Source organism: Leucobacter sp. Psy1, from assembly GCF_020096995.1.
Classification (GTDB): domain Bacteria; phylum Actinomycetota; class Actinomycetes; order Actinomycetales; family Microbacteriaceae; genus Leucobacter.
Window position 1 is genome coordinate 2,914,480 of the sequence record NZ_CP083692.1, and the last position, 20,634, is coordinate 2,935,113.

The 20,634-nt window shown below is 68.7% G+C and carries 16 protein-coding genes and 1 tRNA gene; 11 read left to right on the forward strand and 6 right to left on the reverse strand.

Going from position 1 to position 20,634, the window contains the following annotated elements:
* Nucleotides 1-144 precede the first annotated feature (144 nt).
* Nucleotides 145-1,425, forward strand: a complete 1,281-nt coding sequence (locus K8P10_RS13780; protein ID WP_224779467.1) for an ATP-dependent RecD-like DNA helicase — start codon at nt 145-147, stop codon at nt 1,423-1,425.
* Between the two features lie 15 nt (nt 1,426-1,440).
* Here the strand turns inward: K8P10_RS13780 and K8P10_RS13785 are convergent, their stop codons facing one another.
* A complete protein-coding gene (locus K8P10_RS13785; RefSeq protein ID WP_370631893.1) occupies nt 1,441-2,457 on the reverse strand; it encodes a biliverdin-producing heme oxygenase in 1,017 nt (338 codons plus the stop codon).
* 102 nt (nt 2,458-2,559) lie between these two features.
* On the opposite strand from K8P10_RS13785, the gene K8P10_RS13795 reads away from it, so the two are divergent.
* The 3 genes from K8P10_RS13795 to K8P10_RS13805 all read left to right on the forward strand — a co-directional run bounded on the left by K8P10_RS13795 (nt 2,560) and on the right by K8P10_RS13805 (nt 4,776).
* The gene (locus tag K8P10_RS13795; RefSeq protein ID WP_224779468.1) at nt 2,560-3,828 is read left to right on the forward strand and encodes a serine hydrolase domain-containing protein; all 1,269 of its coding nucleotides are present in this window, start codon (nt 2,560-2,562) and stop codon (nt 3,826-3,828) included.
* Nucleotides 3,829-3,857: 29 nt separating this feature from the next.
* A complete protein-coding gene (locus K8P10_RS13800) occupies nt 3,858-4,634 on the forward strand; it encodes an SDR family NAD(P)-dependent oxidoreductase (RefSeq protein WP_224779469.1) in 777 nt (258 codons plus the stop codon).
* A 68-nt stretch (nt 4,635-4,702) separates the two neighbouring features.
* A tRNA-Gly gene (locus tag K8P10_RS13805) sits at nt 4,703-4,776 on the forward strand.
* A gap of 56 nt (nt 4,777-4,832) precedes the next feature.
* Here K8P10_RS13805 and K8P10_RS13810 read toward each other — a convergent pair.
* Nucleotides 4,833-6,209, reverse strand: a complete 1,377-nt coding sequence (locus tag K8P10_RS13810; RefSeq protein WP_224779470.1) for an APC family permease — start codon at nt 6,207-6,209, stop codon at nt 4,833-4,835.
* Nucleotides 6,206-7,840 (reverse strand): amidohydrolase, encoded by a 1,635-nt coding sequence (locus K8P10_RS13815; RefSeq protein ID WP_224779471.1) that lies wholly within the window; start codon nt 7,838-7,840, stop codon nt 6,206-6,208. The genes K8P10_RS13810 and K8P10_RS13815 overlap by 4 nt, the downstream gene beginning before the upstream one ends.
* A gap of 72 nt (nt 7,841-7,912) precedes the next feature.
* Here K8P10_RS13815 and K8P10_RS13820 point away from each other — a divergent pair, with 72 nt between their 5' ends.
* Together K8P10_RS13820 and K8P10_RS13825 are read left to right on the forward strand one after the other, a co-directional pair.
* A complete protein-coding gene (locus K8P10_RS13820) occupies nt 7,913-8,767 on the forward strand; it encodes an alpha/beta fold hydrolase (RefSeq protein ID WP_224779472.1) in 855 nt (284 codons plus the stop codon).
* Nucleotides 8,768-8,817: 50 nt separating this feature from the next.
* The gene (locus K8P10_RS13825) at nt 8,818-9,867 is read left to right on the forward strand and encodes a biotin/lipoate A/B protein ligase family protein (protein ID WP_224779473.1); all 1,050 of its coding nucleotides are present in this window, start codon (nt 8,818-8,820) and stop codon (nt 9,865-9,867) included.
* Between the two features lie 27 nt (nt 9,868-9,894).
* Here the strand turns inward: K8P10_RS13825 and K8P10_RS13830 are convergent, their stop codons facing one another.
* The 3 genes from K8P10_RS13830 to K8P10_RS13840 form a co-directional block, all read right to left on the reverse strand.
* On the reverse strand, nt 9,895-10,857 hold the full coding sequence (locus K8P10_RS13830; protein WP_224781297.1) for a quinone oxidoreductase: 963 nt from the start codon (nt 10,855-10,857) through the stop codon (nt 9,895-9,897).
* A gap of 75 nt (nt 10,858-10,932) precedes the next feature.
* On the reverse strand, nt 10,933-12,927 hold the full coding sequence (locus tag K8P10_RS13835) for a YhgE/Pip domain-containing protein (protein WP_224779474.1): 1,995 nt from the start codon (nt 12,925-12,927) through the stop codon (nt 10,933-10,935).
* A complete protein-coding gene (locus K8P10_RS13840) occupies nt 12,924-15,716 on the reverse strand; it encodes an MMPL family transporter (protein ID WP_224779475.1) in 2,793 nt (930 codons plus the stop codon). Before K8P10_RS13840 ends, K8P10_RS13835 begins: the two co-directional genes overlap by 4 nt.
* Before the next feature lie 83 nt (nt 15,717-15,799).
* On the opposite strand from K8P10_RS13840, the gene K8P10_RS13845 reads away from it, so the two are divergent.
* The 5 genes from K8P10_RS13845 (at nt 15,800) to K8P10_RS13865 (ending at nt 20,634) form a co-directional block, all read left to right on the forward strand.
* A complete protein-coding gene (locus K8P10_RS13845; RefSeq protein ID WP_224779476.1) occupies nt 15,800-16,537 on the forward strand; it encodes a TetR/AcrR family transcriptional regulator in 738 nt (245 codons plus the stop codon).
* Nucleotides 16,538-16,546: 9 nt separating this feature from the next.
* Nucleotides 16,547-17,152 carry a dCTP deaminase gene (gene dcd / locus K8P10_RS13850; protein ID WP_224779477.1) on the forward strand — a complete coding sequence of 202 codons (606 nt, stop codon included), beginning with the start codon at nt 16,547-16,549 and terminating at the stop codon, nt 17,150-17,152.
* Between the two features lie 67 nt (nt 17,153-17,219).
* Nucleotides 17,220-18,611 carry a transcriptional regulator gene (locus K8P10_RS13855; protein ID WP_224779478.1) on the forward strand — a complete coding sequence of 464 codons (1,392 nt, stop codon included), beginning with the start codon at nt 17,220-17,222 and terminating at the stop codon, nt 18,609-18,611.
* A 75-nt stretch (nt 18,612-18,686) separates the two neighbouring features.
* Nucleotides 18,687-20,210, forward strand: a complete 1,524-nt coding sequence (locus K8P10_RS13860; protein ID WP_224779479.1) for an aldehyde dehydrogenase family protein — start codon at nt 18,687-18,689, stop codon at nt 20,208-20,210.
* Entirely contained in the window at nt 20,197-20,634 is a 438-nt protein-coding gene (locus K8P10_RS13865) for a DUF779 domain-containing protein (RefSeq protein ID WP_224779480.1), read from the forward strand. The genes K8P10_RS13860 and K8P10_RS13865 overlap by 14 nt, the downstream gene beginning before the upstream one ends.

Genomic DNA, 20,634 nt, shown 5'->3' on the forward strand with positions numbered 1-20,634 from the left:
GCTCCCCGGATCGGTTCTCAACCCGAGTTGAGCCTCATGCACTCAAGTTTAGTCGCCGCTCCAGCCGCGTCAAGCCAGCGGCGGAAAAGTTGAGTCAGTCTCACTCAACTCTCAGCTGGAGCCCACGGACGCTAACATGGGCGCGTGCCCCGCCCCGAACTCAGCCCCGAGCAGCTCGCCGTCTACGAGCGCATCGAGCACACACGGGAGCACCTCTTCGTCACCGGGCGAGCCGGAACGGGCAAGTCGACGATCCTGAACCACCTCTCCTGGAACACGAGCAAGATCATCGCGGTCTGCGCACCGACAGGCGTCGCGGCGCTCAACGTCGGCGGGCAGACGATCCACTCGCTGCTGCGTCTGCCGACCGGGGTCATCGCAGACCACGACCTCGATCAGCCGAGCGAGCTGAAGAAGATGCTCTCCTCGATCGACACCCTCGTGATCGATGAGATCTCGATGGTGTCCGCCGATCTCATGGACGCGATCGACCGGGCTCTCCGCCAGGCGCGGGGCAAGAAGCACGACCCCTTCGGCGGCGCGCAGATCATCATGTTCGGCGATCCGTACCAGTTGCCACCGGTGCCGCCGCGGGATCCGCACGAGCGAGCCTTCTTCGCCGACACCTACCGCTCGCTCTGGTTCTTCGACGCGAAGGTCTGGAGCCGGGTTCCTATGACGGTGGTCGAGCTCACGGAGGTCCATCGCCAGCGCGACGATCGTTTCAAGCAGATCCTCGGGGCGGTCCGCTTCGGCGAGGTCACGGCCGACATGGCTGAGGAGCTGAATGCGGCCGGATCCCGCACGCCCCCCGAAGATGTGCTCACCCTCGCGACGACCAACGCGACGGTGAACCGGATCAACCAGCAGCGGCTGGCGGGAATCGGAGGGTCGTCGCTCCGCGCCGTGGCCGACATCACCGGCGAGTTCCGGGAGAACATGTACCCGGCCGACGAGGTGCTCGAGCTGAAGCCCGGAGCCCAGGTCATGTTCCTCCGCAACGACTCCGACGGCCGCTGGGTCAACGGGACGATCGGCACGGTCTCCCGACTCAAGGACACCGTCTGGGTCGAGGTCGGAGACGAGGAGTTCGAGGTCGAGCCGACGGTGTGGGAGCGGTATCGCTACCGCTATGACGCCGACACGAAGAAGCTCGAGAAGGAGGTGGTGGCCGAGTTCGAGCAGTTCCCGCTGCGACTCGCGTGGGCCGTCACGATCCACAAGTCGCAGGGCCACACCTACGACTCAGCGACCGTCGACCTCGGTCCCCGGGCCTTCAGCGCCGGTCAGACGTACGTCGCGCTCAGCCGGGTGCGCACGCTCGACGGGCTCTTCATGCGTCGTCCGCTCCAGCCGCGCGATGTGATCGTCGACCCCAACGTAACTCGCTTCATGCAGTCGCGCCTGGCATCGCTCAGCGAGTGAAGCGGCGCGAAGGCGTCACGCGAGGCTGGTCGCCCGCGCAAGATCGACGAACGCCTCGGTGTTGAACCGGTAGGCCTCGCGCACCTCCGCGATCATCCGCTCGCGCTCGTCAGACGAGAGCCCCTCGCCCAGCCGGTCCAGCGCACTGCGGTATCGATCCTTGAACTCGGGGAGATCCCCGATCAGCGGGAACGCGTAGAACTCGACACCGGCCCCCGTGATGCCGTGCTGCCGGGCGACCCGCTTGGCGATGATCTGACCGCCGGAGAGGTCACCGAGATACCGCGTGTAGTGGTGCGCCACATAGCCGGGGAACCACCCAGATGCCGCCACCTCGCGAATGCGGTCAGCGTAGCGCTCGACGGCGGGCAGCGCGGCGATGCGGTGCCGCCAGTCCTCACCGATGAGGTGCTGGAGGTCGGCCTCGATGGCCGCGAGCCGAGCCAGACCCGCAGGGTGGATCTCGGCGAGCATTGGTTCATCGTCGAAGCGGGCCGCCTCGGATTCGATGGCCTCGTACATGAAGAAGTGCTGGGCGACGAGCGCGACGTAGTCGCTGAGCGGCGCGGTCCCGCGCATGATCCGCTCCATGAAGCCCGCGCCCTCGCTGTCCGAGTGATCCGCCCAGGTGCCCTCTCGGAGCACGCTCGAGAACGGGCGCTCATCGCTCGACTGCGTCGCAGGCTCCGGCGCCTCCGTCACCGCAGCAGCGGCGGCACCCGAGGTAGATCCGTGCTCGTCGCGCGGGGCGACCCCGAGCTTCGCGCACGCGTCCTGGTACAGACGGACGACCTCGCGACGGATCTGGGGGCGCTCCGTGATGCGCCCACCCGGCCAGGCGACGCGCAGTTCGCGGGCTCCGTCCGCCTCGCTGATGCGCCACACGCCGGCGGACTCCTCGACGCCGATCATCTCGCTGCCGACCGCCTCCGGGGCGCCGAAGGCTCGAGCGATCAGCAGGTTGTCCTCCGGATGATCACCGTTCATATGGCCCGTGACACCCGCGACAATGGTCGGGTCAAAACTCTTCACGGCTCCACTGTACTGTCGAGCGGCCCCGCGCGGGGCGGAAATTTTCACCTGCGACGCAGTAGACTCACGAGAGCCCATACCCTGTCGACGATTGGCGGTTCAGTGATCCCACGACTCGGACGACGCGCGCGCTCGGGAGCGATCGCCGCGATTGCCATCACGGGACTTGCCCTCACCGGATGCACCGGGGGAGGTGGCGGCGGCGGTTCGACGGACGTCGCGACGGTCAGCGACGGGTTCGCAGGGAGCATCGATGATGCGATCGCGACCGCGATGGAGTTGAGTCGTTCCGACAGCGCCATCGTCGGCGTGTGGACCCCCGAGAGCGGCGAGTACGTCCGCGCCTACGGCGACGAGGAGCTCGATTCGAGCGCCCGCTTCCGCGCCGCGCAGACCTCGCAGCCGCTGATGTGCGCCCTCCTGCTCTCCCACGTCGCCGATGGAAACGTCGAGCTCGACGAGAAGGTGGCCGACGACCTCACCCGACAGGTCGGGATCGGCGACACGACGTACGCCCAGCTCTGCAAGCAGACTTCTGGCCTCGCCGATTTCAAGGGCGCCTTCCGCAACATCAACGTCGACAACCCCACGCGCCCGTGGACCGATCGCGAACTGCTCGCGCAGTCGCTCGTGAATTCGCCGCTCTCCTGGCCCGGCCTCGACATCCATCGCTCCGACGCGAATGCACTCCTGCTCGGACGGGCGCTGAACGTGGGGCAGCACGAGAGCGTCGCCAACATGATGCGAGACCGCGTGTTCGAACCCGCGAGCATGGGATCGAGCTACGTGCCTGCGAACAATGAGCTCGAGGTGCGCGGCGATGCGCTCGTCGGCAAGTCGTACCCGCTGTCGGGCGGCGACCCGGTCTGCGATGTCGACCCCATCGATATGACCGAGGTGTCGCCGACGATCCTGGGCACCGCATCGTCGACCGTGACCACCGTCACCGACATGAAGAACTTCTACGACCAGTACTTCGCGGGCTCCTTCGGGACCGAGGAGACCACGCCGCTGCTCACGGACGCGGTGCCGACGGAGAATCCGGAGCGCGACGAGAACGGCGATCCCGTCGGCGACGAGCCCGAGGCGACCCCCACCCAGGAACGCTGGAGCTTCGGCGTCGAGAACGTGGGTCCGCTCTACGGGCTGGCGGGTGCAGTGCCCGGCACGATCAGCGCGGCATTCCAGGATCCGGAGACCGGCTACACCGTGGTCGTCGCACTGAACAACTCGAGTGCAGGCGGCGGATTCGCCCGGAACCTCGCCTTCCAGCTCGCATCGATCAGCGCCGAGAACGGTGTCGCCATGGAGGTTCCGTGGACCGTCGACGGGCAGGCCGACGTGCTCAGCGAAGCGGCCGTCTGCCAGTAGGCGACATCAGGGCAGACGAGGAGCATCGGATGCCATCCGCGGACACCCCGTCGGCGCTGACGCGCATGTTCGGCCTTGCCGGCCGCCGTGCGCTCGTCACCGGCGGCAGCTCCGGAATCGGGCGCGCGATAGCGCTGGCGCTGACCTCCGCCGGCGCCGAGGTCATCGTCGCCGCACGCACGGCCGACACCCTCGACGAGGTGGTGTCAACGGCAACCGCCGCCGGGGGTCGGGTCGCCGCGCTGCCAGCCGACCTCTCGACACGCACCGGCGTGCACGCGCTCGCCGACGCCGCCGGGCGCGTCGACGTTCTCGTGAACTCCGCAGGTATCAATCTTCGGCCACCCATGGATGAGCTCGACGAGGACACCTGGGACGCGACGATGGCCGTCAATCTCACCGCGCCCTTCATCCTCGGGCAGCGTCTCGCGCCAGCCATGGCGGAACGCGGGTACGGCAGACTCATCCACCTCAGTTCGCAGCAGGCGCACCGTCCCTTCGCCTCGAGCGGAGCGTACGGCGTCTCGAAAGCCGGCGTCGAAGCTCTCGCCCGATCGCAGGCCGAAGCCTGGTCGGCCCGAGGCGTCACGGCCAACGTGCTCATGCCCGGCTTCGTGCAGACGCCGCTGAACGAGCGTCTCTCTTCCGACCCCGCGACCGTCGAGGCGCTCGCGGCGCGGACGCTCGTCGGCCGCAACGGTGTTCCCGGGGATTTCGCGGGCGCCGCCGTCTTCCTCGCGGGGCCGGCAGCCAGTTACATCACCGGACAAACGATCGCCGTCGACGGCGGGTTCTCGGTGCACTGATCGTCTCGCCGTCGAGGATTCTGCTAGTGTGGATGCGTCGGCGGCCGCAGGCCACGACATCCCACTGCGGGGATGTAGTTCAATGGTAGAACTTCAGCTTCCCAAGCTGATAGCGCGGGTTCGATTCCCGTCATCCCCTCCACATACGGGCCCCTCCTGATTCGTCAGGAGGGGCCCGTTGCCGTTGACGCGCGTCGTCTACGCGGCGTCGCTCAGGTCGAGCTTCGGCGCCGGTCGGCGGAAGCCGCGGGTGAGCCACGCGAGCCAGATCAGGCCGACGACGACCCAGCAGATGCCGATGACGAAGGTGGTGCCCGTGAGCGACGTCCACAACCAGAGGCACAGCAGGACGCCGATCACCGGGAGCACGATGTACTTGATCGCGTCGTACCCCGATCGGCGGCCCTGGTCGACGGCGTAGTGCTTGATCACGCTGAGGTTGACGAAGGTGAAGGCGATGAGCGCTCCGAAACTCACCATGGATGACGCGGTGTCGAGCGGGATGACGAGCGCGAGCAGGGAGACCACGCCGACGATGATGGCGGCGACGTACGGCGTCTGGAATCGACGGTGCACGATACCGAAGACCCGCCGCGGCAGCGCTCCGTCGCGCCCCATCGAGAACAGGATGCGCGAGACCGAGACCTGCGAAGCGATGGCGGACGCGATCGCCCCCGAGACGTAGGCCGCCGTGAAGAACGCGGTCAGGAACGCGCCGCCCACGTGCTCCATCACGTCGACCGCCGCCGTGTCCTGGTCGGTGAAGAGCGTGAAGTCGGGGAACGTCATGTGCCCGAGCCACGACAGCAGGACGAAGAGGGCACCGGCGACGAGCGTGCAGATGACGATCGCCCTGGGAATCGTCTTCCTCGGATGCTTCGTCTCCTCCGAAAGGGTGGAAACCGCATCGAACCCGAGGAACGAGAGGCAGAGGATCGCAGCGCCTGCGGCAATCGCGGAGAAGTCGAAGCCCCCGCCGATGAATGGATCGAGCGGATGCACCGCCGCCGCCTGCCCGGAGAGCGCGAGCACGCTCATGACGGTGAAGACCGCGATGAAGACGACCTGGACGGCGATGAGCACCGCATTCAAGCTCGCCGCTACGCGGATCCCGATCACGTTCATCACGGTGACGAGCACGATCGTCGCGAGGATGATGACCCAGGTCGGAATCGCGGGGAAGGCGGCGTTGAGATACAGCCCGATCACCATGAAGTTGATCATGGGCAGGAAGAGGTAGTCGAGCAGGAGCGACCAGCCGGCGATGAAGCCGGGCGCCGCGCCGAAAGACTGCTGCGTGTAGGTGTAGGCGGATCCGGAGACCGGGAATGCCTTGACCATGTTCGCGTAGGCGAGCGCCGTGACGAACATCGCGGCGAGCGTGAAGACGTACGCCATCGGCAGGTGGCCCTCGGTCACGGTGGTCACGATGCCGTAGGTCGTGAAGACCGTGAGCGGCACCATGTAGGCGAGGCCGAAGAAGACCGTCGACGGGAGCCCGAGCACCCGTTTCAGTCCGACGTCGTTCACGCCGAGCGGGGCTGGGGAGGTCGGGGGATGCGCTGACTCGCTCACGCTGGTGATTCCTCTCGATGGACCGGTGTACCGGCGATGGTGGTCATGAGGACGGGAATGTCGGTGAGCCGGTCGCTGTCGCTGGCGATCGGGTCGTCGCCCCACAGAGCGAGGTCGGCGACCGCCCCTGGCGCGATGATGCCGAGGTCGTCCCTGCCGAGCGCTTCAGCCGCCCACCGCGTGTACGCGAGGAGCGTCTCCTCCGCGCTGAGACGCTGGTCCGCCTCGAAGACGGGCGCGTCCGGATCACCGGGGAGTCGGCGGAGGCGCGCCCAGGCCATGCCCAGCCTGGCGTCGTTCTGCGCCACCGGCCAGTCCGAGCCGAGCACCACGTGGCCGCCTCGATCGATGACGTCGCGAACGCGGAACCCGTGGTGCATGCGCTCGGGGCCGAGTCGGACCGCCCAGGAGTCCGAGGCATCGCCCTCGCGCCACTGCATGTGGAGCGGCTGCATCGAGGCGATGACCCCGCTCTCCACGACGGCATCGACGTCGTCGTCGGTCATCGTCTCGAGGTGCTCGATCCGGTGCGGTGCCCCGTTGGCGGAGGGCCCGTCGAGCGACCGGTACACCTCGACGACGGCCGCGACGCCCGCGTCGCCGCATGAGTGGGTGGCGACCTGGTATCCCGCAGAGTGATAGGCGCGGACGACCTCGGCGTACCGCTCCATCGACCCCCAGAACGGGGTGCGGGACTCGCCGGACGAGTCGGGCTCGTGCAGCCACGCCGTCCCCGTATCAATGACGCCGTCGATGAAGATCTTGATCATCGAGACGGCGTAGCGGTCGCCGCGCCGGCCGTACATCCCGGTGAGCGTCTCCACCCGGTCGTCGCCGTCTCCCGGTTGGTGCCACATCGCGATGTGCAGCCGGACCGGGAGCCCGTCGAGATCGCGCTCGATGGTCTCGAGCACGTCGAGGGTCGACTCGCGTCCATCCATCACCGCTGCGCCAGTGACCCCGGTGGCCGCCATGGCCGAGAGCACGCCGCGGGTGCGCTGCGCGATCGTCGCGGCATCGGCTCCGGGAATGCGGTCGAGGAGCATCATGTAGGCCGGGATCTCGCTGAGCTCGCCCGTCGGTTTTCCGTCCGCGCCGGTGACGACCTCGCTCGCGTCATCGAAGCGCTCGGAGCCGTCGATGCCTGCGGCGGCGAGCGCTGCGGCATTGCCGACACCGGTGTGGAGGTCGTAGCAGACGAGCGCCAGCGGACGACCATCGACGGCGTCGTCGAAGAGGTCGCCGCGGATGCTCCCGTCGAGTCCCCCGCTGCTGAAGACCTTGTAGTCGAGGTTCCAGCCGCGCACCCACTCATCGGCTCCCCGCCGCTCCGCTTCTGCGGCGAGCGCGCGCCGCACGTCTGCGATGTCAGTGAGCCCGCCGAGGTCGACGCCGACGGTGAGTTCGGCGCCCCACACCGGGTGGAGGTGGGAGTCGATCAGGCCGGGGGTGAGCGTGGCGCCGCGTGCGTCGACGACCTCGAGCGCATCGCTCTCGAGGCTCAGGATCTCGGCGTCGCTGCCCAGGGCCGAGATCTTCCCGTCGGCAATGGCGACCGCGGTGTGCGCCGAGACCTCGGCGTCCGGGGCCATGGTGCGAATGCGCGCGTTGTGGATGATGAGGTCGGTCATGGCCTCAATCGTAGGGCTCACTCGTCCGGGATCGTGGTGGCCATGCGCAGGCGCGCCAGACAGAATGGGGACATGAGCGCACACTTCACGTACACCGACGCCCACGGGGTGGAGATCTGGACGCGGGAGTGGGCGGCACAGGACCCTGTCGGGGTCGTGCAGATCGCTCACGGAGTCGGCGAGCATTCGGGCAGGTACGCGGCGTTCGCCGAGCAGCTCCGTGCGGCGGGGTTCACGGTGTACGCCGACGATCATCGCGGCCACGGGGAAACCGGGAAACGGCAGTGGAACGGCGATCTCTCGCGTCTCGGCAGGCTCGGTCCAGGCGGGCTCCGTGCGACGGAGGCCGCGATCCGCCAGCTCACGGCGCTCATCAGAGATCGCCACCCCGGACTGCCGATCGTCATGTTCTCGCACTCGTGGGGGTCGCTCATGGCGCAGCGGATCCTGAACGATCATCCGCGGGAGTGGGGCGCACTCGTGCTGTCGGGCACGGCGCATCGGACGCCCCGCGGCATGGAGAGCGGCAAGCTGAATGCCAGGTGGGCGCACGAGGACGAGACGGGATTCGCGTGGCTGAGCCGCGACGGCGAGGTGGCCCGCGCGTTCACGGAGGACCCGCTGTGCTTCGAGGCGAACCTCGTGAAGCTGTTCGGGGTTTCCGATGCGCTGCGGCTGTACGGCGCTCCGTCCGCCGGCCTCGCCGTGGATGTGCCGATCCACATCGTCTCGGGAGCCGACGATCCGCTGCATCGGGGCGAACGCAACCTGCAGGCCCTCGCCGATGCGTATCGGCGCCGCGGCGTGCGCGACGTGACGGTGAAGGTCTACCCGGGATCGCGCCACGAACTGCTCAACGAACTCGATCGTGAGGATGTGACGGCGGACCTCATCACCTGGATGCTCGATCGAATCGGCGAGGACTGAGCTCCCGCAAGCGGAGTACGCTTGGGGGAAACAGCGAACGGGAGGCGAGCATGCACGGCGAATACAAAGTCCCGGGTGGAAAACTCGTGGTCGTCGATTTCGAGATCGTGGAGGGCCTGATCCAGGATTTCCAGCTCTCTGGCGATTTTTTCCTCGAACCGGACGAGGTGCTCCTCGACATCAACCGCGCCGTGACGGGACTGAGCCCGAACAGCACGCTCGAGCAGATCGCCGGCGCGATCTCCGCCGCGCTGCCCGCTGACGCTCACCTGCTCGGCTTCACTCCCGAGTCGGTGGCCATCGCGGTGCGACGCGCCGTGACCGGTGCAGCTCACTGGCGCGACTACGACTGGCAGATCCTGCACGAGCCCCCCGTCGCCCCGGCGCTGAACGCCGCGCTCGACGAGGTGCTCGCCACCGCGGTCGGTGAGGGACTGCGCGGTCCCACCCTGCGCATCTGGGAGTGGAACGCGCCCGCGGTGTTCATCGGCAGCTTCCAGTCTGTGAAGAACGAGGTCGACGAGGAGGCCGCGGCCGAGAACGGGTTCGGGATCGTCCGTCGGATCTCCGGTGGTGGCGCGATGCTCATGGACCCGGCGGAGTGCATCACCTACGCACTGTACGTGCCGGGCGAGCTCGTGCGGGGCATGAGCTTCGCCGACTCGTACGCCTACCTCGACGAGTGGGTGCTCGAGGCGCTCAAGGCGCTCGGCATCGACGCCGTCTACAAGCCGTTGAACGACATCACCAGCCCCCACGGCAAGATCGGCGGCGCCGCACAGAAGCGCCTCGCCTCAGGTGCCGTGCTCCACCACGTCACCATGGCCTACGACATGGACGGCGAGAAGATGGCGCGAGTGCTGCGCATCGGTCGCGAGAAGCTCTCCGACAAGGGGACCGCAAGCGCGCAGAAGCGCGTGGATCCGCTGCGCAGCCAGACCGGTCTGAGTCGCGAGGACATCATCGCGAAGATGATCGAGGTCTTCCGCGCCAGGCACGGCGGCGTCATGGGCGAGGTCACGGAGACCGAGTACGACGCGGCTGAGCGCCTGGTGGAGCGGAAGTTCAGCACGGAGGAGTGGATCCGCCGGGTGCCGTAGGCGACCCGGCGGATCCGCCCGGACGCCTTACGGTTCGAGGATCACCTTGCCGGTGGTCCGTCGCCCCTCGAGGGCCGTGTGGGCCTCGGCGGCTTCGGCGAGCGGGAAGCGCGCACCGATCCGCACGTCGAGATGCCCGGCCGCGATGGCGTCGAACAGGTCGGTGTAGCGCCACGCCCGCTCCTCGGGCGTGCGGAGGAAGTGTCCGATCGACGGCCGCGTCAGCGTCACGGATCCCGCAGCGTTCAGACGCTGCGGGTCGAACGCGGGGACGGGTCCGCTCGCCGCGCCGAACAGCACGAGCTCGCCCCGCACCCGGAGCGCACGCAGCGAGTCGTCGAACGTGCGCGCCCCCACGCCGTCGTACACCACCGCCACGCCGTCGCCGTCAGTGAGCTCCCTCGCCCGATCGGCGAAGTCGTCGTACCCGAGCACCTCGCTCGCGCCCGCGGCGAGACTGAGCTCTGCCTTCTCGGGGGTGGAGACGGTGGTGAGCACGCGCACCCCGCGTGCCGCGAGGAGCTGGGTGAGCAGGAGTCCGACCCCGCCGGCTCCGGCGTGCACGATCACCGTCTCCCCGGATTCGGGGTGGGCGGACGACGTCGCGAGGTAGTGCGCCGTGACCCCCTGCAGCGGCAGCGCTCCGGCGACGTCGAGTGGTAGGTCGTCGGGCACGCGCACGGCTTTCGCCGCGTCAACCACGAACTGCTCGGCATAGGTGCCAGACGCCTCGGCGGTGGTGATGCGGTCCCCCTCGCCGAACTCGGTCACCCCGTCGCCGACGGCGATGACCGTGCCTGACGCCTCCGCGCCAGGAGTGAAGGGCAGCGGCACGTCGTAGATGCCGGACCGCTGATACGTCTCGATGAAGTTCACACCCGTTGCGGCGGTGCGCACGAGCACCTGCCCGGCGCCGGGAGCCGGGACGTCTCGTTCTTCGCAGCGCAGCACTTCGGGGCCGCCGGTCTCATTCGCAACAATCGCTCGCATGCTCATACCCCGAGCCTAGGGAATTCGGGCCGACTCGGCATCCCCCTGGTGCGGCGTTCCCGGCCGGCCGCCAGGTCACACCGGCCGGGTCGTTCGACGCTCCCGCACCACCGCGAGCGCGGTCAGCAGCGTGCCGGCGCACCCCCAGAGGAACAGCAGGAACACGGCAAGCCCAGTACCCGAAGCGCCCGTGGCGACCGCACCGAATCCGTCAAGCGCCGCACCGACCGGGCTGGCCCCGCCGATCGCTTGCAGCGGCCCTGGCACCGTGGCGACGACGCCCACGGCGAACGTCACCACGAGAATCACGAACGAGACGAACCTTCCGAATCCGCCGAGCAGCGCAGACAGGCCCTGATTGACGAGAGCGAACGCGATGCCCGCGAGGAGCGCGAGCCCGGTGAATCGCAACGCCTGGCCGGGGTCGTACCCCAGGGCAGCTGGCAGCACCGTGCCCGCGATGGCTCCCTGGGCGGCCCCGAGGGCGAGCGTCGGGGCGATGCTGTGCATCGTGATCCTGCCGACGCCGAGCGCGGCGGCCCGGGTGCGGCGCCACAGCGGCGCCAGCAGCAGGAACATCGCAAGACCACCTGCCCACAGCGCGATCCCCGCGAACAAGGGCGCTCCGGCGGCCGTGAAGAGATCGCTGCTTCCCCCTTCGGCCGTGACCGGAGTGATAGCCGTCTCGGCGATCCGGTCGCGCTGGGATTCGGAGTAGTCGGGGATCTGGTCTCGCGCCTCGACCAGTCCGTCGGCGAGGTCACCGGCTCCCTCAGCCGAAGCACGCGTCCCGTCGGCGAGCTGCGATGCCCCCTCGGCGAGTTGGGGGGTCTGTTCGGCGAGCTGGGAGACGCCGCCGGCGAGAGTACCTGCACCGCCGGCGAGTTCTGAGACGCCTCCTGCGGCGGTGTGCGCACCGGTAGCGAGTTCGTTCGCGCCTCCCGCCAGCCCCTCGGCCGCCGCAGCGAGTTCGGCTGAGCCGTCAGCTGACTGCTGCGCCGCTGCCGCGAGCTGCGTGCCGGCGCTGCGCAGCGCACCGAGCTGCCCGACGCCGTCACCGAGTTCGGACTGCGCGGCTCGCAGTTCCGCGAGCACCTGCTGCCGCTGCTCCTCCGGCATCGGGATCGCTCCGCCCTCGATCGCGGCGATCAGATTCCCGAGCTGCTCCTGAATCTCGGCGGCACCAGGCGCGATCGCATCGATCGCCTGATTCACGCCGCCCGTGTAGTCGCGGACGCCATCGGCGAGCTGCTGCTGCCCCGTCGCCGCCGTGCGGGCGCCTGAGGCGTACTCGCCGACGCCCGCGGCGAACTCCGACATTCCGCCGGCCAGCTGCTGCACGCCCGCGGCCGCCTCGTTCGCGCCTCCCGCCAGCTGGTTCGCCCCCTGCGAGAGCTCACCGGTACCGGTCGCGAGCTGCTCGGTGCCGTCAGCGAGTTCGGACGCCCCTCCGGCCAGCTGAGTGCCGCCGTCGGCGAGCGCGCGCGCACCGTCGGCTGCTTCGCCGACGCCGCTCCCGATCTCGTTCATGCCGACGAAAACGCCGCCGACGAACTGCTCGCCGAGCTGCTGATTCAGCAGCGAGGTCGCCGTCTCGGTGACCACGTTGGTCAGGGCGTTGTCGATGAGTCGCCCGCGCTCACTGGAGTCGACGGTGATGCGCGCCTGCTCGGGCTGCTCGGGATCGGTCGAGAGCGAGGTCGCGGCGGTCGAGAAGTTCTCGGGGATCGTGACGACGGTCGCGTACCGGCCGTCGTCGAGGCCGGCCGCAGCGTCGTCCTCATCGGTGAGCTGCCACGTGAAGTTCTGCTCGTCCTCCCCGCTCGCGTCGCCGATCAGTTCTCCGGCGAGCAGTCGCCCCAGCGGGACCGGCTGGCCATCGATCTCCGCCGGTTCGTCGAGGTTCACGACCGCTGCGGAAACGCTCTCGAGGCGATCCTGCGGGTTCCACAGGCCCCACAGCAGCACACCGGCGATGGTGAGCGGTACGAGGATCACGCCGAGCACGGTGCTCCATCGGGCGGGGCGGCCCCCGCGGCGCTGCAACTGGAATGGGGTGCGTGAGGTCATCGGACGGCTCCCTGCTCCTCGGACGAACGTTCGGTGAGGGTGTGCTCCTCGGTGGCGGATCGGATCCGGGTTCCGGCGGGCAGGACACGCTCCGCGAGCTCGCGGCTGCCCACCAGGACGACGGTCACGGCGGGGGCGCTCCCGCGCTCGGCCTCGACGGCCCGGCCTTCGAGCGCCGACCGCAGTGCGGGAATGCCGGCCAGCTCGGGTGCGGCAAGCGCCGACCGCAGGTCGAGCACGAGGAGGGATGGGCGGTCGCGCAGTGCAGCGCGGAGCGTTGCCGGCGAGGCGTCCGCGGCACGCGACCGGAGCGAGCCGGCCCGCTCGGGCAGCAGCAGCCCCGTGACGGTGACGGTGCCTCTCTCGGGTGCGAGGCGACCGGTGAGCACGCGTGCGAGCGGCTCGGTAAAGGGGCTCGCCGGGTCGAGCAGCAATGCCTCCCCCGGAGCGACGCGGAGATCGGCGACGGAGTGCCCGGCGACTGCCATGCCTTCAGAAGCGATCCGCGCCTCCGGCATGTCGTCAGGCCAGCCACGGTGCGCCAGCTCTCGCGCGATGCCCTCGCCCTCGACGTCGAAGGATGGAAGCACGCGGTCCATCCACCGCGGCATCCACCAGGCCCGCTCCCCGAGGAGGGCGAGGGCCGCGGGCACGAGGGTCATGCGCACGATGAACGCGTCGACGAAGACGCCGACGGCGAGGCCGAGCGCGATGACCTTGATCGAAGGGTCCCCCTCGGGCACGAACGCGGCGAACACGGCAAACATGATGAGCGCTGCCGCCGTGACGACACGACCTGAGCCGATGAAGCCGCGCCGGATCGCCGTCTTCGCGTCCGCCCCGTGCACGTGCTCCTCCCGGATTCGCGAGACGAGGAACAGCTCGTAGTCCATCGCGAGGCCGAAGAGCACGCCCATCAGGATGATCGGCATGAAGCTGAGCACAGGCCCAGTGGAGGGGACGTGCAATAGATCCTGCAACCAGCCCCACTCGAAGACCGCCACGACCGCGCCGAACGCCGCCCCGACGGACAGCAGGAAGCCGAGGGTCGCCTTGATCGGCACCCAAACGGAGCGGAAGACGACCGCGAGCAGGATGAGCGACAACCCGACCACGAACGCGCCGAACGGGATGAGCGCGTGGAGAAGCATGTTCGAGACGTCGATGCCGACCGCGGTGAACCCGGTCACGGCGAGACTCACCCCGAACTCGTCCTCCCACTCGTCGTGGTGATCCCGCAGCTCCTGGACCAGGTCGGCGGTGCTCTCGGCGTGCGGGCCGTCCTCCGGCACGATCTGGACGATGCCGGTGTCAGCGCCCGGGTTCGGCGTGGCAAGCGGCACGTCGGCGACGCCGGGCACCTCGCGCACCGCATCGGCGATATCGTCCATGAGACCGAGCGGGTCCTCACTGGTGATGATCGAGCCGGTCAGCAGGAGCGGTCCGTTGAAGCCCTCCCCGTAGTGCTCACCGGTGAGCTCGTAGGTCACGCGTGCCGGATCGTCCTCGGGAAGCGAGGTCGCGTTCGGGAGCGCGAGACGGAGGTCGAGCGCCGGGATCGCGGCCACTCCGAGCAGGGCGAGACCCGCGAGCAGGGTGACAATGGGACGCTTCGTCGCCCCATCGACCCAGCGGCCGAAGAATCGTTCGGAGAATCCCGCGCTGGGCTCGGCCTGAGGCGCGGCGTTCCGCTGCTTGCGCGGCAGAATCCGCATTCCCGCCATGCCGAGAATGGCGGGAGTCAGCGTGACGGCGATGAGCACCGCGATAGCGACCGCCCCGGCCGCGGCGACGCCGAGCGCGGTGAGGAACGGGATACCGGCGACCGAGAGTCCTACGAGCGCGATGATGACGGTCAGGCCGGCGAAGACCACGGCGGAGCCGCTCGTCGCCGTCGCCCGAGCAATGGATTCGTCAACTCCCAGACCCGACCGCAATTGCTCCTGGTGGCGACTCACGATGAACAGGGTGTAGTCGATGCCGACCGCTAGACCGAGCATGAGCGCGAGCATCGGCGTCGTCGAAGTGAGCTCGATGAAAGCGGTCACCGTGAAGAGGGCGGCGATCGAGACGCCCACGCCGATGAGGGCGATGAGGATCGGCATCCCGGCGGCGATGAGCGACCCGAGCGTCACGATGAGCACGACGAACGCGATCACGACGCCCACCGCCTCGGTCGGTGAAACGCCGGGCACCGCCACGGAGAACGCCTCACCGCCGTAGGAGACCTGTGTGCCGCCAGGCAACTCGTTCGTCAATGTCCCGGTGGCCGCCTCGATCGCCTCCACCGTCGCGTCCGGCACGGCGTCCGCAGTCCCCTCGATCTGAATCGTGATGAGTGCAGCGCTGCGGTCATCGGCGAGCCCGGAGGCGGGATCGGTGAACGGCGAGCTCACGGCCGTCACGTCCGTCGCGGTCTCGAGGTCGGCAGTGACTCCCTCGATGGCGCTCCGATAGGGATCGTCGTCCGCCTCATCGCCTTCAGCGGCGACCACGATGATTGTCGCGCTGGTCCCGCTCACCTCGCCGAAGGTGCGGCTCAGCGTGTCGAGCGCGTCCTGCGACTCCGTACCGGGGATCGAGATGCTCGCGTTCGCGCCCTGACCGAAGAGCGCGGCGCCCGTTCCGAGGAGGGCGAGCACGGCGATCCAGATGATGAGCACGAGCTTTCGCGCGCGCACCGACCACTCTGCGAGGGCGTAGAGGAACGTCGACATCGGTGCCTTCCAGTCGAGTGGGTGCGTGACGCGATGCGGCGGGGCATCGACGAAGCGTTGGGTTCGATACATCAGTGTATCCGACTCGATACACTGATGTATCGAGAATCCTCCCAGGAACCGAAAACTGGCTCCCGACATGCCACAATGATCAGGTGAACGAATCCGCGACACCCGACCAGGCTCACGAGGCAGCGCCCACCGCGCGACGACTCGAGACCCGCGCTCGCCTCATCGACGCGGCCGCAGAGGTGTTCGTCGAAGAGGGCCTGCAGGGGGCATCGGTCGAGTCGATCTGCTCGCGCGCCGGGTTCACCCGGGGCGCGTTCTACTCCAATTTCTCAAGCAAGGAAGAACTCTTCCTTGCCGCACTCACGCACGAGTACGAGTTGCGCATCGAGAGCCTTCGCGCACAGGCATCCGAGCTCGGGCCTCACCTGCAGACCCTCTGCGCCCCGCTCGACCGCCAGAGTCTGGCCGCCTACGTGACCGACTTCCTCGCCCCGACCGCTCCGACGATCGACTGGTTCCTTCTCGAGACCGAGTTCGTGCTGCTCGCCACTCGTGACGCCGACCTCGCCCCTGGCTTCACGGCGTTTCTCGGCCGTTTCGAGGCATCCGTCGTCACCGTGGTCGAGGGGCTCGTCGCCGCGGCGGGCCGCCGGTTCCGCATTCCGGTCGACCATGCCGTCGCCGCGTTCAGCTCGCTGTACGAGCGTTCGCATCGCCTTCGAGCCCTCAACCCGGGCACTTCGGAGTACACCGATGAGCTGGGCGAACGCATCGCCGAGCTCCTCTTCGCCATCACCGAGCCGCTCGGCAGTGCCCCACCTGGCGCCGACGACGGGGCGAGCCCTCCGCAGCGCACGATGAATCCCGCTGACACGCAGTAGACTGACACGGTGCTGCTCTCCGATCGCGATATCACCGCCGAGCTCGAGTCCGGCCGTGTAGCCCTCTCTCCGAGCGACCCCTCGATGGTGCAGCCGTCGAGCGTCGACGTGCGCCTCGACCGGTACTTCCGGCTCTTCGACAATCACAAGTACGCCGTCATCGACCCGGCCGAGGAGCAGCCGGAACTCACCCGGCTCATCGAGGTCGACCCCGCCGAGGGGTTCATCCTTCATCCGGGCGAGTTCGTGCTGGGGTCGACGTTCGAGCAGGTCACGCTGCCCGATGACATCGCCGCCAGGCTGGAGGGCAAGAGCTCGCTCGGCCGCCTCGGACTTCTCACCCACTCCACCGCAGGGTTCGTCGATCCTGGCTTCGAGGGGCACGTCACGCTCGAGCTGTCGAACATGGCGACGCTACCGATCCGGTTGTGGCCAGGTATGAAGATCGGGCAGCTCTGCTTCTTCCGGCTCTCGTCGCCTGCGGAACGCCCCTACGGCTCCGGTGCGACCCACTCGCGCTACCTCGGGCAGCGCGGGCCCACGGCATCGCGTTCGCATCTGAACTTCCACCGCGCTGATGTCACGGGCACCGACGCCGGTCAACTCGGAGGGTAGCGCCCTGGCCGCGAGCCGCCGACACGGGTAGGCTCTGACGCATCGACCGCGATGAGGAGGTCGGAGCGTGACGACGGTGTGGCAGGCTCTGCGTCCGGGCGAATCCCCGCTCGAACGACGACGCGTGATCGAGCGCGCCCACGAGCGCTTCATCGCCGAGTTCGCACACTCCTCGGCCTCGACGACCGCCCGGTGGTCAGACTGCGGCGCGGACGCCCGGTACGCCGACGGCCCATCGCGTGAGGCACCGCGGTCCGTCGTGCTCGACTCCTGGTTCCGTTCTCGCGCGGTCGATCCGGATCGCGGCGCCGTGCGCTCGATCGTGGATGCCGACGAGCTCGCGGAGCTCCGCCGCACCCACCCACTCGACCGGGTGCTGCCCGTGCTCCGGCGCCTCCTCTTCGAGCAGGCCTCCGAGTCTGGCTTCATCGTCGCGATCGGCGATGCGGCTGGCCGCCTGCTCTGGGTCGACGGCGACTCGCGGCTCCGCGCTCGCGCCGAGGACATGGGGTTCCGATCCGGGGCCGACTGGTCGGAAGCCGCCGTCGGCACCAGCGCTCCTGGGAGCGCTCTCGCCCTCGATCACGCCATCCAAGTGCTCGGTCCCGAGCACTACTCGCGCGCCGTACACGAGTGGAGCTGCACCGCGGCACCAGTGCACGACCCGGAGAACGGCTCGATCATCGGCGTCGTCGACATCACTGGTGGTGATGAGGCCGCGGCTCCCCACCTGCTGCCCCTCGTAGAGGCCACCCTCGCCGCGGTCGAGGCAGAGCTGCAGGTCGCCGCGCTCACCGCGCGCATTGATCAGGCCAGGAGCGCCGGCGGCCCGCTTCCCGGCGCACGGTCACGGGCACACGAGCGGAGTGCCCCGCAGGCGTCAGCACCTCGGCTCCTCACGCTCGGTCACCACACGCCCCTGCTCGCCTCCGCCTCGGGCACCCACCGGCTCACCACTCGGCACGCCGAGATCCTGCTCGCCCTCGCGGAGGCACCGGGCGGGCACTCTGCGACGGCGCTCGCCGAGCTCGTGTACGGGGACCGCGCCCGCGCCACGACGTTGCGGCCCGAAGTGCTGCGACTCAGGCAGTGGCTCGAAGCGTACGACACGGGCGTCACCATCAGCACGCGCCCCTACCGCCTCAGCACGCCGCTCCGCGTCGACGCGCGCGACATGCTCGCCACCCTCGGCAGAGGCGCACACCGGGTGGCGCTCGCCTCCTACGAGGGGCCCGTCATTCCGGGGTCGACCGCGCCGATCGCGGTGCAATTGCGGGACGAGACCGATGCCACACTTCGCGAGGCCATGCTGCAGAGCGCCGCCACCGATCCGCTCTTCGATTACGCGCTCGCGTGGGCCCCGGACGACCGCGAGGTCTGGGAGACGCTCCTGCAGCTCCTTCCACCGCACTCCCCGAGGCGGGCCAGAGCCGTGGCACGGCTGGAGGCGATCGACTGACGAGTGCAACGTCAGTGCAACGTGCTCGGGCGTAGACTCTGCCCCACCTGACAACGACGTCGAAGGAGATCGCAGATGACCACCTACGCAGCACCAGGGCAGCCGGACTCGCTCGTCCAGTTCCGGAGCCGGTACGACCACTACATCGGCGGCGACTGGGTCGCCCCCGTGAAGGGCCAGTACTTCGAGAACGTCACCCCCGTCACCGGCAAGGCCTTCTGCGAGATCGCTCGCGGAACCGCCGAAGACATCGAGGCGGCGCTCGACGCGGCGCACGCGGCCGCCCCGGCCTGGGGCAGGACGGCGGTAGCGGAGCGAGCCCAGATCCTGAACCGCATCGCGGATCGCATCGAGCAGAATCTCGAGATGCTCGCCGTCGCGGAGACCTGGGACAACGGCAAGGCCGTGCGCGAAACCCTGAACGCCGACCTGCCGCTCGCAGTCGATCACTTCCGCTACTTCGCGGGCGCGATCCGGGCGCAAGAGGGCGGCATCTCGCAGATCGACGAGGATCTCGTCGCCTACCACTTCCACGAGCCGCTCGGCGTCGTCGGTCAGATCATCCCGTGGAACTTCCCCATCCTCATGGCGACCTGGAAGCTCGCTCCGGCACTCGCGGCGGGCAATGCCGTCGTGATCAAGCCGGCGGAGCAGACCCCGGCGTCCATCATGGTGCTCGCGGAACTCATCGGCGATCTGCTCCCGGCAGGTGTGCTCAACATCGTGAACGGGTTCGGCGCCGAGGCAGGCAAACCGCTCGCCTCGAACAAGCGCATCAAGAAGATCGCGTTCACCGGCGAGACCACCACGGGGCGCCTCATCATGCAGTACGCGTCGGACAACATCATCCCCGTCACCCTCGAACTCGGCGGGAAGAGCCCGAACATCTTCTTCGAGGACGTCATGGCCCAGGACGACGGCTACTTCGACAAGGCGAAGGAGGGCTTCACCATGTTCGCCCTCAACCAGGGCGAAGTCTGCACCTGCCCGTCACGAGCCCTGATCCAGGAATCCATCGCCACCGACTTCCTCGACGCTGTCGTCGAACGGACCCGCAGCATCACGCGCGGCAACCCGCTCGACACCGACACCATGATCGGGGCCCAGGCTTCGAACGACCAGTTCGAGAAGATCAAGTCGTACCTCGACATCGGACGTCAGGAGGGAGCCGAGATCCTCATCGGCGGAGGCGTCGAAGAGCTCGACGGCGAATTCGCGGACGGCTTCTACATTCAGCCGACCATCTTCCGGGGCGACAACTCGATGCGCATCTTCCAGGAGGAAATCTTCGGCCCCGTCGTCTCGGCGACGACGTTCACCGACTTCGACGACGCGATCCGCATCGCGAACGACACCCTCTACGGGCTCGGAGCCGGCGTCTGGAGCCGAACGGGCAACATCGCCTACCGGGCCGGTCGCGCGATCGAAGCGGGCAGGGTCTGGGTGAACAACTATCACGCCTACCCCGCGCACGCGGCGTTCGGCGGGTACAAGTCCAGCGGCATCGGCCGCGAGAATCATCTCATGATGCTCGACCACTACCAGCAGACCAAGAACCTGCTGGTCAGCTACCGGGAGACGGCAGATGGCTTCTTCTGAGCCGCCGGTCGCGGGCGGGGACGTAGTCCCCGCCCGGCCCGAGGTGGAGGGCGAGACGGAGAGCCGTCTCGCCTTCACCCCGGCTGCCATCGACCTGATCGACCGGTTGTGGAACCTGCACGGTCCGCTGATGTTCCATCAGTCAGGCGGGTGCTGCGACGGGAGTTCGCCGATGTGCTACCAGGCGGGCGAGTTCCGGACGGGCGGACAGGACATCCTGCTCGGCACCCTCGAACTCCCGCCGCTCGACGGTTCAGGTGACGAGCCCCGTGAGATCGCGTTCTGGATGTCGGCCGAGCAGTTCCGCCTGTGGGCGCACACTCACCTCACCGTCGACACGGTGCAGGGGCGCGGCAGCGGCTTCTCCCTCGAGGCGCCAGAGGGTCAGCGGTTCCTGATCCGGTCTCGGTTGCTGCACGCGTAG